General features: G+C 49.3%; 13 protein-coding genes. 4 read left to right on the top strand and 9 right to left on the bottom strand.

Annotated features, from left to right (window positions below; translation table 11 throughout):
- Positions 1 to 4 precede the first annotated feature (4 nt).
- The 5 genes from QWY27_RS06295 to QWY27_RS06275 form a co-directional block, all read right to left on the bottom strand.
- Complete coding sequence (locus tag QWY27_RS06295) at positions 5 to 1,309, bottom strand: alpha/beta fold hydrolase (protein ID WP_290195818.1); 1,305 nt, start codon at positions 1,307 to 1,309, stop codon at positions 5 to 7.
- A gap of 160 nt (positions 1,310 to 1,469) precedes the next feature.
- The gene (locus tag QWY27_RS06290; RefSeq protein ID WP_290195817.1) at positions 1,470 to 1,988 is read right to left on the bottom strand and encodes a (2Fe-2S)-binding protein; all 519 of its coding nucleotides are present in this window, start codon (positions 1,986 to 1,988) and stop codon (positions 1,470 to 1,472) included.
- A complete protein-coding gene (locus tag QWY27_RS06285; protein WP_290195814.1) occupies positions 1,985 to 4,705 on the bottom strand; it encodes a xanthine dehydrogenase family protein molybdopterin-binding subunit in 2,721 nt (906 codons plus the stop codon). Before QWY27_RS06285 ends, QWY27_RS06290 begins: the two co-directional genes overlap by 4 nt.
- 142 nt (positions 4,706 to 4,847) lie before the next feature.
- Positions 4,848 to 6,374 (bottom strand): aldehyde dehydrogenase family protein, encoded by a 1,527-nt coding sequence (locus QWY27_RS06280; protein WP_290195873.1) that lies wholly within the window; start codon positions 6,372 to 6,374, stop codon positions 4,848 to 4,850.
- Positions 6,375 to 6,376: 2 nt separating this feature from the next.
- Positions 6,377 to 7,249, bottom strand: a complete 873-nt coding sequence (locus tag QWY27_RS06275) for an NAD(P)-dependent oxidoreductase (RefSeq protein ID WP_290195812.1) — start codon at positions 7,247 to 7,249, stop codon at positions 6,377 to 6,379.
- 203 nt (positions 7,250 to 7,452) lie between these two features.
- On the opposite strand from QWY27_RS06275, the gene QWY27_RS06270 reads away from it, so the two are divergent.
- Positions 7,453 to 8,217, top strand: a complete 765-nt coding sequence (locus QWY27_RS06270; RefSeq protein ID WP_290195810.1) for an outer membrane protein — start codon at positions 7,453 to 7,455, stop codon at positions 8,215 to 8,217.
- 26 nt (positions 8,218 to 8,243) lie between these two features.
- Positions 8,244 to 9,917, top strand: coding sequence for a formate--tetrahydrofolate ligase (locus QWY27_RS06265; protein ID WP_290195808.1), 1,674 nt, complete (start codon positions 8,244 to 8,246; stop codon positions 9,915 to 9,917).
- On the opposite strand, the gene QWY27_RS06260 is transcribed toward QWY27_RS06265, so the two are convergent.
- A complete protein-coding gene (locus QWY27_RS06260) occupies positions 9,914 to 10,933 on the bottom strand; it encodes a hypothetical protein (protein ID WP_290195806.1) in 1,020 nt (339 codons plus the stop codon). The two genes, QWY27_RS06265 and QWY27_RS06260, sit on opposite strands and share 4 nt — an antisense overlap.
- Positions 10,930 to 12,348 (bottom strand): SLC13 family permease, encoded by a 1,419-nt coding sequence (locus QWY27_RS06255; protein WP_290195805.1) that lies wholly within the window; start codon positions 12,346 to 12,348, stop codon positions 10,930 to 10,932. The genes QWY27_RS06260 and QWY27_RS06255 overlap by 4 nt, the downstream gene beginning before the upstream one ends.
- A 152-nt stretch (positions 12,349 to 12,500) precedes the next feature.
- Here QWY27_RS06255 and QWY27_RS06250 point away from each other — a divergent pair, with 152 nt between their 5' ends.
- Together QWY27_RS06250 and QWY27_RS06245 are read left to right on the top strand one after the other, a co-directional pair.
- On the top strand, positions 12,501 to 13,082 hold the full coding sequence (locus QWY27_RS06250) for a lipocalin family protein (protein WP_290195803.1): 582 nt from the start codon (positions 12,501 to 12,503) through the stop codon (positions 13,080 to 13,082).
- Between the two features lie 9 nt (positions 13,083 to 13,091).
- Entirely contained in the window at positions 13,092 to 14,465 is a 1,374-nt protein-coding gene (locus tag QWY27_RS06245) for a TAXI family TRAP transporter solute-binding subunit (RefSeq protein WP_290195801.1), read from the top strand.
- Here QWY27_RS06245 and ispH read toward each other — a convergent pair.
- Positions 14,462 to 15,409: a 4-hydroxy-3-methylbut-2-enyl diphosphate reductase gene (gene ispH / locus QWY27_RS06240; RefSeq protein ID WP_290195799.1), complete on the bottom strand. Its 948-nt coding sequence runs from the start codon at positions 15,407 to 15,409 to the stop codon at positions 14,462 to 14,464. The two genes, QWY27_RS06245 and ispH, sit on opposite strands and share 4 nt — an antisense overlap.
- Complete coding sequence (locus QWY27_RS06235; RefSeq protein ID WP_290195798.1) at positions 15,409 to 15,885, bottom strand: FKBP-type peptidyl-prolyl cis-trans isomerase; 477 nt, start codon at positions 15,883 to 15,885, stop codon at positions 15,409 to 15,411. Before QWY27_RS06235 ends, ispH begins: the two co-directional genes overlap by 1 nt.
- Positions 15,886 to 15,901: the final 16 nt, after the last annotated feature.

The raw sequence follows: 15,901 nt of genomic DNA, 5'->3' as shown, positions 1-15,901 counted from the left end.
AAAATTATTGAAGCTTGCTACAGCCGTTGGCCAAAGGCTTACCGGCAATGCGATCCCTTACCCATTCAAGGTACATTGGTGCAGACACACCGGGTGTAGTGAAGTGCGTTTGCTCTCCTGGCAGCTGAATTCTTGTCACGTTCGCGCCTATCGCGCACATTTGCTTTTGATAAATTTCATGCATGACAGGAGGCACAGTGGTATCTTTTGCACCCCAGTAAATCACGACGGGTGCGACAGGCTTGACTGGCTTCACACTCCCCTCAACAAATGCCTGGATCCATGCCAAGGTGTTGCTTGCCTGGGGCTTCAATAAAGATTTGTAATTTGCTCCATAGGCATAGTTAAACGCATCCGCCATAACATGGACACATTTATTGCTGGACAATTGATCCGCTACCTTTGCACCTTCGTCTGTCAATATATCTGTCAATTTGAGATGAGGAAATGCCGCCTGAGTACCCCAGAGACCCATCATAAAATGCGTGAACAAAAATACGTTGGGTACATTCGCCTCCGTAAACTCCTTCATGAGTTTATCCGCACCAGCCTGATCGATTTTTGATTTTGGAAGCACCGCAGCGAGATCTTCAGGCGCCAAAGCAACAAATCCAAGATACTCTAGATTGTCGGCTGCAGTGCCTTGCTGGACCAAATATTCTGGCAAACTTGCTGCTGCAATCGCAGCTCCACCACCCTGAGACCAACCATATAGAATCGTCTTCTTACCCGCACCGAGTTCAGCCATTGAGCTGGCCGCTCTTACGGAATTGATGACATCTCTTCCATTGGTTCCCGCAACTGCATACTGATGTTTACCACCACCGCCGAGACCTTGATAGTCGGTCGCGACAACAACGTAACCCTCGTTAATAAACTCTTGACCATTTGGAATGCCAAAATCAGTCCATGAATTTCCGCTCATTAGAAAATACTGATTCAGCGGACGCGTTGGATCAATAATTTGGGAAGGACCGCAATTCTGAGCTGAGCCTGTTGTGCCATGTGCCCATGCCAAAATCGGTCTTCCCTCTTTGGGTACGGGTCCAACTGGGGCGATCACCAGCCCTGTTGCAATAGTCTTTCGCCCCGCCACATCAGAGGATACATACGCAATCTTCCAAGCTTTAGCACCTTTGAGCGAGGTTTTAATTTCCTCTTTATGAATGACTTGTCCCAATTTTCCCTCAGGAGTCATTTGCATGACCGACTCATAAAAAGGCGGGACAGGAGGTTGTGCCTGGCTTGCCGAAGCAAACATCGCAGAGCAACTGATTGTCAGCAAAAGCGAGTAAATAGAAGTTTTCATAGCAAACACCTGGATTTAAACGTGTTGATCTCACCATGATAGCGATCGACCGCAACTGATTACTCTTGATCATAACTTTAGTGTACGTGAGCAAGCGAATTTTTCACAAAATTCACATGGAGAAATCAGAGTAAAAATTCTGATCGATTGCCAATCCAAGCTAAACGATCAAGCCTGGGGTATTGAGCAATAGTTCTTTGATCGCCGCGTGGTAATTAACATACCCTGTGCACCTGCAAATGTGATCACCCATATTGTCCAAGATCACTTTATTCAATTCCGATCTTTTTGCAGGATTTCTTTTTAGCTGGTCAAGCATGAGTGTGATTCCCATCAAGAATCCCGGTGCGCAGTATCCACATTGAAAAGAAAAATGTTTCAGCAAGGCTTGCTGTTGAGGTGAAAGTGAACCCTCAGCGGCTAAGCCTTCGACTGTGAGGATGCTGTATCCCTGTAGCGCAACCGCAGGCATGATGCAAGCCTGCAACCTTTGCAGATTCGTTTGCCCCGGGGGACTCGCAGCAACCGTACAGGCCTTGCATATCCCGATTCCACAGGACACTTTTGTACCTGTCAGACCGAGTTTCTCATGCAAAAAATCAGCCAGACTGATTTCAGCGGGGGCCTCTGCGTCGACCTCATTCCCGTTTACTTTTAAATGAATCTTGATTTGCTTCATTTTATTAGCGCTTTTTTAATATCAGAGGGTCTGATAGGCAAGGCGTTAAAACGATGTGCAGTAGCATCTGCCACGGCATTAACGATCGCGGCAGGTATGGGATTGAACACAACCTCAGACATCCCTCTTGGCGCTTCATCTGGAGATGCTTCAAGAATATTAAATTTAGCGACTCCGACTGCACAATCATGCGCCTTGGGTAATGGGTAGAGATTGAGGTTCCAATCGCCCGAACCGGCGGACTGATGATCGCGTGACAGTTCTTCCAAAAGCGTTTGACCAATCCCCATCGCGAAAGCACCCTGCATTTGGCCCTCAACTATCTGCCTCTGGATAACAGGACCGCAATCAAGATAGCAATCAGCGTCCACAACTTGAACTTTTCCAGTCGACCGGCTGACCTCGACTGCGACGATTGATGCATAGGTAGACATCTGGTTCGCATCACCCTTTAGGCTCTGAAGTGGTGAATAACGGACTTGTTTACGCGGAATTGCATCATATGTTGCTGAGCCGCGTCGCACAGATAATGCATCAATCTTTGCCCGAAAAGATTTGTCAGACAAGTTAAATACTGCTTCAGCCCAGTACTCCCGATAGTAGGCATGCACAAGCGCACCGGTTACAAAACCTTTTTTGGAAGCTGTCTCGGCCAACTGCTCAAAAGCAATATGACGACCATCCTTGTAACGCAAGCCCTGTTCATCAAAGGAAAAGTTTTGACCATCCATTTGAAGATCAGCGTGATCAAGATTGAGCAACAAGCCTGCTGCAGGCAATAATCCAAATTCAACAATTATTTTGGCCGCCTCTAGCGCAGCATGTCTGAGATGATAGGCAGAAGTGCTGGCGGCAGTCGAGATCGCAATCGAAGGCGTCCAGTAAGGATTTGAAGATAAAAGCGCTTGATCTTGTTCGTTTTTAGCAGGAGTACTGAATATTTTTAATGCATCGAAATAGTGCGTCACGCCAATTTGCACCTCTGCCGCGGCGCGTCCAAACAAAGACGCCAAAGATAGTGAAAGTGTGGTGGCTGAGCCATTGCCCATATCAACGCCTGGCGTGTAGAGCTTGATCAATCCGTCAGGAGAGATCTCAACTCCCGCCAGGCAGCCATTTTCATTTTTACCGAAAGTCTTGAATGCAGCGGCAAATCCTGTCCCATAAAGAATATCGTCGTTCGATTTTTTACTTTTGAATATCGCTCGATCACGCCAAAGACTTGATTGCGCAGCGGCATTCAAGACCTTGTGAGCATGTGTGGGAATCGCTAAACGAACACCTGTTTGAGTCAGGCCGTTTCCAGGTATGCAGTTTTTGAGTCTAAGTTCGATAGGATCCATTCCAAGAGATTGCGCCGTCTCATCAATCAGACACTCAAGCGCAAAAGAAGACTGAAATGAACCAAAACCTCTCATGGAACCAGCAGGTATAGAGGTGGAGGCATGAGCAACTGCAGCAATAACTGATCTGGGGAAATGATAGCCACCTGCAGCGTTTCTTGCGCCTACACTTTGCACCGCGAAGCTGTAGTTGTTTTGCCCACCTCCATCTAGGCGCATGTCAGAACGAAGAAATTGAAATGTACCGCTTGAGTCCACAGCAATTTCAATGTCGGTTTTGGCGGCATGTCTTTTCAAACCACCCTGAAACTGTTCAGCGCGGCTTTGCACGATACGATGAGTGACATCAGGTTCGGCCATCGCCGCAATCGCTAGATGTAAAGGAAAGTCAGAGCTGTCCTTTCCACCAAATCCTCCCCCTAAAAAGCAACAATGAATGAAGATATTTTTAATTGGAGGTGTACGAGCCGAAGAGAAAAATGCATCGATCGCTACCGCATCCTCATGAGGAGACTGCGTACCGAGCACAAGAGAGAGGGTTTGAGTCTGGCTGTCGTACCATGAGAGACCGTTTTCAGGTTCCAAGAACATCGGATCAACGGATTGGGTCACGTACGTTGCACGCCGTCTCAGCCAATCAGCGCGTTGTGACTCCTGTTGAATTTTATTTTTATACTCAGCGGAGAGTGCAAGATATCTCTCTTGCGCAAACGAATGTCCTGAAGCGTCATCTTCAGGGGCATTTTTCATAAAGGAAAACTCGGGTTCCTGGCTTTTGCCCTGATAGAAAACAAACTCACTCGTTCCATAATCAGGACGCGACCCGACCGTCGCAGCCTCTCCATATCGAATGTATTGTTTTAAAGCGGGAATCTTTGATTTGACGGCTAAAAAATCATCAGCATCCTTGAAGGATAGCAATGCCAAAGGCTGTCCATAATATGAAGGACAGCTTCCAGTTACCGCATAGAACTCCGGACTTAAAAAGGGAGGCGCGCCTTTGCAACCCCATTTCAATAAATCATCGCCTGTCACTAGGCTACATTCAATATCATCTTGTCTCAACCGAATCAGATCGAGACCAGCGTAAATCTTATCTACATGCGGCGCACGAAGAATGACTCCTCGTCTTTCAGTCAACGGCCAGCCAGGCAAATCTTTTGCGCGAAAATCAACGGCGTAGATCTTTCCACCCGTTGCTTTAATGGGACCTTCATAAAGCTGCTTGCCAGCGAGATCCTGACGCGCTAAGGATGCTTGACCCAAAGAGGGTGCAGAAAAAGCATCTCGTGTACCTAAGTAACGAATGAATATCGCAGCCATACCTGCGCGATAGGAGGTCTTGAGGAATTGTCTTCTGTTTAGGACGATCAAGAGTGTTCACTCCTGGCACAAAATATATGATTAAATCCTAACAAAAATCATTAAACGAAAACCGACAAATAACGACAAACACGAATTACATAGATCTAGCGTCGCGCATCCCGTGCTGTCGGCTTTCTCAAAACGACACCCCTCAATCAAGCGACGGAGCATACCCAAATGTCTGATTCGGCTTTTCCGCTGTTTCGACCCAGACACTTTTGACTTGCGTATATTCCTCTAACGCTTCTACTCCACTTGATCGTCCGTGCCCGCTCGCCTCATAGCCTCCAAAAGGTGAGGCTACATTAATGACCTTATACATATTGATCCAAAAAGTACCGGCTTTGACTTGCTCAGAAACGCGAAAAGCCCGACCTATGTCCTGAGTCCATACCGCGCCGGCCAAACCAAAGTCACTATCGTTCGCAATCCTGATGGCGTCTTGTTCTGTATCGAAGGGGATTGCCACAACGACAGGTCCGAATATTTCAGTTCGCGCCACAGTCATCTCATTGGACACATTTTTTAAAACAGTCGGACGAACGTAAAAGCCTGATTGATCTCTATCAATCGAAGACTGCTCGCCAACGATTTGCGCACCTTCTCGTACGCCGGTATCAATCATATCCATGATGTGCTGATACTGTTTCGCATTTTGGATGGGACCGATTTCTGTCTCCGCCATGGTTGGTTCACCCACCAGTATCTTGCGCGCACCCTCTGCCACCATTTTGACAAACTTATCGTAGACACTGCGCTGGACCAAGAGTCTTGAACCCGCCACACAGCTTTGACCCGCACTACCAAAAATCGCAGCCTGTGCACCGATACAAGCACGTTCTAAATCAGCATCCTCAAAAACGATATTGGCCGACTTGCCGCCGAGTTCCAATACGCAGGGTATCCCCCGCACTGCCGCAGCTGCGGCGATTTTTCCACCTGTTGCTGGAGAACCCACAAAAACAACTTTCTTAACAGCTTTCTGACTCAAGGCCGCCTGACCAATCGTATGGCCATGTCCAACCAGAATATTGATGACACCCTTTGGTAAACCAGCCTGCTCAGCCAACTTGGCTATGGCGAGCGAGCTCAAGGGTGTTAACTCCGAGGGCTTGAGCAAGACGGCATTGCCCATACATATCGCAGGCGCCACCTGCCATCCACAAGTAAACATGGGCGCATTCCAAGGTGTAATCTGTAGAACAACACCATAGGGCTCCCGACGCGTGTAATTTAGGTGACCACTAGGGACAGGTATCACGTTGCCGTATAGCTTATCAGTCCAACCTCCGTAATACTCAAACATCTCTGCGACGCGAAGCGCCTCTCCACGGCAATCGCGAATCGGCTTACCTGCCGAGATGGCTTCGAGCTGAGCAAGCGGCTCGATATTTGCCCTAATCGTGCGACCGACCTCCTGCATGATCCTGCCTCGCTCGGCGTGACTCAGCTTGCCCCAGATCTGTTGCCCTGAAATTGCCTCAGTACAAGCAATGTTGGCGACCTGCTCTGTGGCGTCTCTATATGTCAAATACACATCACCTGTCGCAGGATTGACCAGACTGATTTCCTCGCCCTTGCCTTCAATAAGCTCGCCACCCAGATACGAACCAACAATACCTTGCGAAAAAAACACCTGATAGGCTTGAAGTAATAGTTTTGATTGCTGTGCATTCATCATTAATTTCTAGTTCCGAGTTCGACGATTCTGTTGAAATCCTCATCATCCGCGATGGATTCTGCGCTGTTGGCCCACAATTCAGCAACCTTTGCGGACATCGGTAAATCCAAGGCGAGCGCTGCGATTAAGTCTTGTGAAAGCCGTACATCTTTTCGCATGAGCTTCATGGTAAAGCCTGAGTCAAACTTGCCGTTCATGATCCAGGTTGGATAGTTATGCTCAGTGACAAAGCTACGTCCGGAACCCGCATTGATCCCTTGGAGTAACTGCTCGGTCGGCACCCCCGCCTTGGCAGCCATACGCGTGACCTCTCCAGCAATCAGCAAATGCGCTGCGGCAAAAAGATTATTCGCAATTTTTGCGACATGACCTGCACCAATGTCACCGACGTGCACGCGCTTAGCAGTCATGGCGGCGAGTACAGGTTCGGCGCGCGTAAGATCCTTTGCGTCACCTCCAATCACCATCGCCATCGTTCCCGTGATTGCGCCTTTGGGACCACCACTCACAGGTGCATCCAGCATCTGCATGCCTAAAGCATTCAACTTTTTAGCGAGACGTCTTGTCGTTTCGGGGTGCGAAGTCGAGGTGTCGACCACTAACAATCCAGGTTTTGCATGCGCCAAGATGCCGCCTGGGCCACAAACAACCTCTTCGACAATAGCGGCTGTCGGTAGAGATAAAAGCACGATATCGCAGTCGGCAATCACCTCGCCAATCGTTTCACGGACTGAGATCCCCTCTCTGGATATGGTCTCGCGGATGGAAAGGGAAACGTCTGTTCCCACTACTGCAAAACCTTTGCGCTTGAGGGTCAAGGCCATTCCCCTTCCCATATTTCCCAGGCCTATCAAGCCAATCTGCTTAAACATTCAAAAGTCTCCAACTCAAAATGACAGATCCACACATTCAGGTTTTGATCGCAGCTGCATCAAAAACATAATTATGTTGCATTTAAATACGGATCGTTAATACCGACAAATAACGACATTGATTACTTGATACTGATTAAAGCAGTATTCCGCGCACTACACTCGTAGTAACAAATGCACAGCCTAATGGATATAAGCAAGCGATGACAACACTATTAAAGAACTTAACCACTGCGACAATCACTCTGGCAATCCTGTCGCCGTTGATTGCAACCGCAAATCCTGGCGGAGGACTCAACCCATTTCAAGGGTTTTATGGTCAGCTCTCTACGGGTTATGAGTCCAACTCTTTCACTAATACCAATCTGCGCTACACAAACGTCACCCCTATTGAGTACATCAGCAGCGGTACCAATATAGCTTCAAATCAGACAGCTTCAGGGATGCCGCTCATCATCGGCTTGGGGTACAACTTTCCAATGAATGAAAAGTGGGTGCTAGGAATTGGCGCGGACTATTCATTTTTATCGCAATCGACGGGCAAATTTTCGGCTCGAAACCCTAGCTTTGCCCAGTCCACCCCTGCAGTCGGTCAACAATTAAAAGCATCCAATAGATTCAATATTTTCTTAACGGCTGGCTATGCTCTGACGCAGCAGGATCTGCTTTACGCGAAAGCGGGTTATTCGAATCAAAACATTCAATTCACTCGCCCGGCGCAAGACTCCTCGACAGGTCTGAGTTCAAATGCCAATCAAAGCGGCTATATTTTGGGACTGGGCTACCGCAAAAAGATCGAAGGTGGACTCTATGCCTATGGTGAAGCCAACTATATGAAATACTCGAGCGCCTCTCTCAATGGCTCGCTCTATACCCCGAGTGGAAGCGATCTTGTCACCACCAATATCACTCAAAACCCCTCTGCAAGCACCGTCACGGTCCTAATTGGAATAGGATATAGGTTCTAAAAACTTCAGATTCAAAACAGAACACTATGCGCTCTGACCTTGAGATTGCCCAAGCCGCCCACAAAACACCCATCCTCGAGCTTGCGACCACCAAGGCAGAGATACCAGAAGATGCTCTGGAACCCTTTGGACGTTACAAAGCAAAACTCTCCCTAGACTATATTCGCTCGCTACAAGATCGCCCCAATGGCAAATTGATTTTGGTGACGGCTATCTCTCCCACTCCTGCCGGAGAGGGCAAAACAACAACGACGGTAGGGCTAGGTGATGCACTGAATCATATCGGTAAACGCGCCATGATCTGCCTGCGTGAGCCCTCTCTTGGACCCGTTTTCGGCATGAAGGGCGGTGCCGCTGGCGGTGGTATGGCTCAGGTTGTGCCGATGGAAGACATCAATCTGCATTTCACAGGGGATTTCAACGCGATTGCTCTGGCAAACAATCTGCTTGCCGCTCTGATCGACAATCACATTCATCACGGCAACAAACTGCAGTTTGATGTGCGTCGCATTACCTGGAGGCGGGTAGTCGACCTCAATGATCGCGCGTTGAGACAAATCGTTGTGGGTCTGGGCGGAACCGCGAATGGCTTTCCACGCGAAGATCACTTTGATATTGTTGTCGCCTCGGAGGTGATGGCGATTTTCTGTCTGGTCAACAGTCTCCATGATTTAAAGGAGCGTCTTGGTGAAATCGTTATCGGTCACTCTCTTTCTGGCAAACCCATCCGGGCCCGCGACTTGCATGCACAAGGTGCGATGGCTGCGCTTCTCAAAGAAGCGCTCGCGCCCAATATCGTACAAACGCTTGAAAATAACCTTGCCTTGGTACACGGCGGTCCTTTTGCCAATATCGCACATGGTTGCAATTCGGTTCTCGCGACGTCCACGGCACTTAAACTTGCCGACTATGTCGTCACAGAAGCAGGCTTTGGAGCAGATCTGGGCGCAGAAAAATTTCTTGACATCAAATGTCGAAAAGCAGGCCTCGCGCCCTCGGCAGTTGTATTGGTCGCAACGATCCGCGCCCTGAAATATCATGGTGGCGTCGAGGTCAAAGATGTCGGCACTGAAAATCTCGATGCGTTAAGCGCAGGCCTAGTCAATCTCGAACGTCATATCCACAATATTCGACATAATTTTGGCCTACCTTGCGTGGTCGCGATCAATCATCGCACCGAAGATACGCCCGCTGAAATCGCTTTACTCACCTCGACCGCCTCCGCGCTTGGTGTCGAAGTGGTCTTGGCAGAACACTGGGCCAAAGGCGGATCCGGTGCGTCAGACTTGGCTCATGCAGTTGTGAAGCTTTGTGATCAACCCAACCATTTCAAATTCTTGTACGAGGACGATGCTTCATTATTGGAAAAAGTTGGCACCATCGCCATTAAAACTTATGGCGCTGACGGTATCTCCTGTGACGCGAAAGTCAGAGCGCAATTCGCCCAACTCGAAGCCGATGGCTACGGACACTTGCCAGTTTGTATCGCGAAAACGCAATACTCCTTTTCCTCGGATGCCAAACTACGCGGCGCGCCTAATGGTCACACGCTGGCAATCCGGGAGGTCCGTCTGGCCGCTGGCGCGGGTTTTGTGGTGGTGGTGTGCGGTGACATTATGACGATGCCTGGTCTGCCCGTTGTGCCTGCGGCAAACGGTATCGACATCAACGAAAACGGAGAGATCACTGGACTGTCCTAAGGGTAAAGACTGCCCGAAGAGCGTGCAAGCTCGCGATAAACGTTCGGCAAATTCACCCCCCTTTCGCGCAGCACCGAGGAACGGATCGCCACATCAAAATCATTTGGTTTTTCTACTGGTGGTGGCCGCTCCAGACCGTTCTCGAGCCATTTCAGTGACATTTCCATTGCCCTGCGTCCAAAAACGGAACCCGGCATGGCAATGGCAAGCCCGCCACCATAACGCACATAACTCAAACGCACACCAATCGACAATGGGGCGGCGTTCGCCTGAGTCCACGCCACAATATCTTTTTCCGGCACATACTCGCCCCCACTCTCTTTTTTCAACAGATCAGTGGTTAAAACAATCAGGATATCGGCTTGACTCGCAGGTCCTTTGATAAAGGCCTGCCAGGCTCCAAAGTCGTCCACCAAGGATACAGGTCCCAGAGTGTGTGGTCCCCAGTCAGCGGTCTGAATAATCTTCATCTCGCTTTGACCCGTCACATCATTGATACCAATCACAGAGATCCTCAAAGAGTCTTGAGGTTTGAGTACTTTCAATATCTCAAGTATTGCCGCAGTCGGCATGTCCTCCATCACTCCGGTCGCCCGAGTCGCAGGCGAATATCCATAAGATTCGGGCGACTGCAACATAGAGGTAAACACGATCGGTGGCCGAGTACCAGCAGGGAGTTTGCTCGTCACCAGGCTATTAGTCTCATCATCAACCGAAATTAAAATGTCAGGCTTTTCCCTTTCAATCGCACGGCGAGCGGAAGCAACGGCCACATGCATCTGTTGCTCGGAATATTCATTATTCATATCCATGTAGTGATAGCTCACCGCAACGGGACGCCTATTATTCACAAGGCCTTGTTTGATCCCGGTCTCGACTCGTATGGACCAGTCTGCAGTCGGATTCAGAGGAAACAGCACCATGATCCTCGGTCTGTTCGTCGTAGAAAGAAACACCCATACGAAAAAGGCGAACACGGTTACTGCAACAAGTAAACGCAAGTGAATCTTTTTCATATCAGCGACATCCATGACCAGAACGGAATCGCAGCCAAGACACACAACACACGAGCCAGATTCATGATCATGTTGTGACGCATGAACTGGGCGTGGTCATAGTCTGCCACGGAATCTGAACTCCAGATGATTAGATAAATTGAGTTTTGATAGCGGAAAAACCAAATATCACTAAAGATCGCAGTCATGAACACGCATATCCAAGGACTGTACCCTTGAGAGAGGGTGACGGGCATCAAAATCACAAAACTGAGCAACATTCCGGCCGCCACAGGAAACGCCAGTCGTAAAACCAGTGTTGTCGTCAGCGTAGCCAGCGTATACAAAATAAAACTGCCATCCACAAACGAGTAAAACTCACTCATCACCTTGGCGAGTTGCTGATCAAGACCAAGATGCGCCATCGTTCGCATCATGCTGTCCATGCTCAACATGAAAAAAATCATGGGCCAATCCATCGATTTTTGAAAATCGGTTTTACTAAAAGCGCCCACAATGAGAAGCAACAAAATCGTCAGGCCGGCGATACTGGGTGTATTGACATGATGTAAACCACTGGTCAACGAACCGACAAAGAAAAAGACAAATGCCAAGCATGCGACACGCTCTTTTTGCGTCATCTTTCCAAGCGTACTTAAATGCTCTGCAATAATTTGTTTGGATAAGGTCTGTGCGTGATCGGCGGGAAACATGACGCGCATGGAGATGATGTGCATGATCAATAAAAATATCATCGGCACACTCGCCGCAACGATCCAGAACACGCCTAAATACTGGTTTTGCAGATGAAGGGGCAACATGCTCAGCGCAGCGATACTGGCTGACTTACTGTTTGAAAGCGCGGTTGAAAACAACATCGCGCCGCCATAGGTCGCCGCCATCAGCGAGGTAATCGTCAAGCCCCGTTTGGCTAGTTTTAGCGCCTCGCTGATTTCTTTAAATAAAGGCAATATCAATGTCACGCGACTATTGCCTGAGGGTGAAACGAAAGAAAGCAATAGTCCGCAACACACAAGTATGTTTTGTTGCCAAAATAAACGGTCAGGTACTTTCAACAAAAGATAAAGAACAAATCGACGCCCAAGACCTGAAGTCGTAATGACGGAGGCCAGGGCAAACACGCCCATCAGCGTGAGAAGACTCGGAGAGGCAAGGCCCGAAAGCGCAACAGGCGGTGGAGCAAGCCCGAAGAACAACGACGCAAACATCCCAAGCATGGGCGGGATGTAATCATCCAGTAAATTAAACAGCCACATCAAAATGACCACGGATAGTATGGCCAGGAATAAGGCGGCTTGAACAGTCAATCCATAAAAAACCCCCGTGAAATAAAGCACGGGGGGAACGATCAAAAGCGAGGACCATCCAACAAGCTCTCGGACAGATGCTTTTTCAGTGAAGTCCAAACTGGGCATATATTCTTGTTTTTTTACAAAGAAACGAAAAATAGGCTCTGGTCGCCGACGGGATCGATTCTCATCATATACGACCACCCCAGATCTTTCCATGGGAAACTCACCTCAGTCCGGCTAAACTCAGTTGCTCATCACACTTGAAACAACTCCCCATGCTCAGCTCTGTCAAATACATTTTGTCGCGAATACTCCTAAGCAGTATTTTGGTGACTGGTCTAGCCGTTTCAGTCACGGGCTGCTCCACCGCTCCGCCGGAGGGCCTCACCTCGGTGACACCTTTCGAAGTCAACCGCTACTTGGGTAAATGGTATGAAATTGCCCGTCTGGATCACTCGTTTGAACGCGGTTTGACTGACGTGAGCGCGACCTATTCTTTAAATTCAGACGGTAGCCTGAAGGTCATCAATCGCGGCTTCAATGTCAAAAAGGACGAATGGAAATCGGCGACAGGACGTGCCTTATTTACAGGAAGTACGAGTCAGGGTTCACTCAAGGTTTCGTTTTTCGGACCTTTCTATGGCGGCTACCATGTTCTTGCTCTGGACCAGAAGGATTATCAATGGGCACTTGTGGCGGGCCCTGATCGGGACTATCTCTGGATTTTGGCGCGCGATAAAACCCTGTCTCCCGCGATTCGCGAACAACTTGTCGAACAAGCGAAAAAAATGGGTTTTGCCACTGACAAACTGATCTGGGTCTCCCACACCAGAGTGGATAACACACCATCAAGGTAATACATTCATATGGATAGTTTCAAAAACGAAGTACGCGACCATGTCGTGGCAACCTACGAAACAGTCCGGGAAGAACTACATAGCTGGTTGCAATTCGCTCGAGAGGCCTGGTTACTCATCTTATTACTTCTTGCCGCAATCGCCGCAGTCATCTGGTTTGCCAAGCCCGCACCACCGAAACACGTTTTAATGGGAACGGGAACAGCTGGGGGATCCTACGAGGAACTCGCAAAAAAATATGTCGAGTATTTCAAAAAAAATGGCGTCACGCTTGAGCTTGTCCCCACACAAGGAGCCGAAGAAAACATTCAGCGGCTCAGAGACAAGGATGACGGTCTTCAAGCCGCGTTTATTCAGGGCGGGTTGCTGAAAAGCCGAAAAGAAGCGAAGGGACTTTTGTCGCTAGGTAGTATCGATTACGAACCTCTTTGGATTTTTTACAGAGGCTCAGTATTCCGTGATGATGTGACGCTTCACTTGGATGTTTTGAATAGACCCATTGCAATTGGCGCCCCCGGTAGCGGCACCTATATGCACGCATTGCAATTGCTGCAGCTCGATCACCTCAAGCTCACTGACAATTTCAAAACGATCTCTAACGAAGAAGCCGTTGAGGCGTTTAAAAAAGGGACCGTTGACACAGTCGTCATGGTGGATGGCTTCGAATCGAAAAACGTTCAAGCGATGATCAATAATCCTGACGCGCGTGTCTCTGGATTTAAACGCTCACAAGCCTTGGCGCGCTTGCTACCCTCTTATCACGTACTGACTATTCCAGAGGGTTCACTCAATTTTGAGCGTAACGAACCCTCCAAAACAATAGAGACCATCTCGCCAACGACTAACCTCATCATCGACCCCAACATGCATCCGGCGATTCAATTACTTTTTTTGCAAGCGGCTGAAAAAATCAATGGCGGCCGCTCTTTTTTTACAAAGTACGGTGAGTTTCCTGCGTACAAAGAATCGATCATCGAGGAAAGTGATGTCGCAAAAAGTTTTTATAAAAACGGTTCACCTCGGTTGATGGAATACATGCCTTTTTGGCTCGCCGAGTTCTTTAATCGAATGATCATCTTATTATTGCCTCTGGTCGCGTTCGCATACCCCATCATCAAGTCGATGCCCGTCTACCGACTCAGCCGTGCACGCGCGCGTATCAACGAGGTGTATGGCGCGCTCAAGTTGTTTGAGCAAGAACTTGAAACAAGCTACGATCCCGCGCAGCACGGCGAGTATCTCAAAAAGATTGACGAGCTCGATAAACGCGCGCTCAAGCTTAAAGTGCCACGCAGCATTGTGAGCGACTATTACACTTTACGCACGACTATCGATTTTGTCCGTAACTTGATCGAACGATCCTTCAGCAAGAGAGAGGCCTAGAGCGACTTGCGAGACAAGCCTTTAGGCAAGGGAAATGAGACATTCTCGTGCAAACCGTCCATTGTTCTAACGGAAACTGCTCCAAGTTCTTTGAGTCGATGAATGACCTGCTGAACGAGGAGCTCAGGCGCTGAGGCCCCCGCCGTGATACCGATCCGTTGACGTCCTTCGAGCCAGGCGGGGTCAATCGACTCGGGGCCATCGATCAAGTACGAAGCAATCCCCATTCTCTCTGCCACTTCACGCAAACGATTGGAGTTCGAGCTGTTTGCGCTCCCCACCACTAACACCAAATCAGAGGCAGGCGCGAGTATTTTCACTGCGTCCTGGCGATTTTGCGTGGCATAACAAATATCGCTTTTCTTGGGCTCCTGAATATTGGGGAAACGCGCACGTAAAGCCTGAGCAACTTCTGCCGCATCATCCACCGATAATGTTGTTTGCGTCACGAAGGCCAGTTTTTCGGGGTCCGTGACCTGTAAAGACAGCACATCAGCCGTAGTTTCAACGAGATACATGCCGCCACTGGATTGTCCAAGAGTTCCCTCGACTTCCGGATGCCCCTTGTGTCCGATCATCACAATCTCGCACCCTGCCGCGCGCATCCGCTCAACCTCGACGTGAACCTTGGTCACTAAGGGACAGGTCGCATCAAACACTTGCAGGCCGCGTTTTTCTGCTTCGGTGCGCACAGCTTTGGAGACGCCGTGCGCGGAGAACACCACGATACCCCCTTCAGGCGCCTCGTCGAGTTCTTCGATGAATACGGCACCTTTACGTCGGAGATCTTCGACAACGAAGCGATTATGGACAATTTCATGGCGAACGTAGATGGGCGCACCATGCAACTCAAGCGCACGTTCAACGATATCGATCGCCCGATCCACCCCAGCGCAAAAACCGCGCGGTTGTGCCAAGAGGATTTCAGCACCATTGGTTTGCATCACAGCACTCCAAGCAAATCGACATCCACCCGCAAGGTCAAGCCGGCAAGTGGATGGTTGAAGTCAAACAAGGCCGAGTCCTCACCGTACTCTTTGAGCACTCCTGAGTAGCGCCCACCGTTCGGTGCAGTGAACTCCACCATATCTCCCGGCTCAAACGTCGCGTCTTCCCCGGCATGTTGAAGCAACATGGCACGGGACACCCGTTGAATCAAATCAGGATTTCGATCACCGTAGGCTTGAGCAGGCTCCAGCGTATAGCTGAAACAGTCGCCCTCGGGATGACCCAGCAAAGGGACCTCCATGCTTGGAGACCACTGGCCACTGCCCAGCTGTAGTGTCGCGGGCCGTCCATCAAAGGTATCGATAAAGGTTGAACCCGCAGCGGGACCGTCCTCGATCACGATCCGATAATGGAGAGTAAGGTATGAGTCCGCACGGACAACTGGAGGAGTATTGGGGGCCTGATCAGTCAAAATCTGTCACCGTAGA

The sequence above is a fragment of the Zwartia vadi genome, assembly GCF_030410375.1.
GTDB lineage: Bacteria > Pseudomonadota > Gammaproteobacteria > Burkholderiales > Burkholderiaceae_B > Zwartia > Zwartia vadi.
Note: the sequence above shows the minus strand (reverse complement) of the source record. Positions and strands in the feature narration are given on the sequence as shown.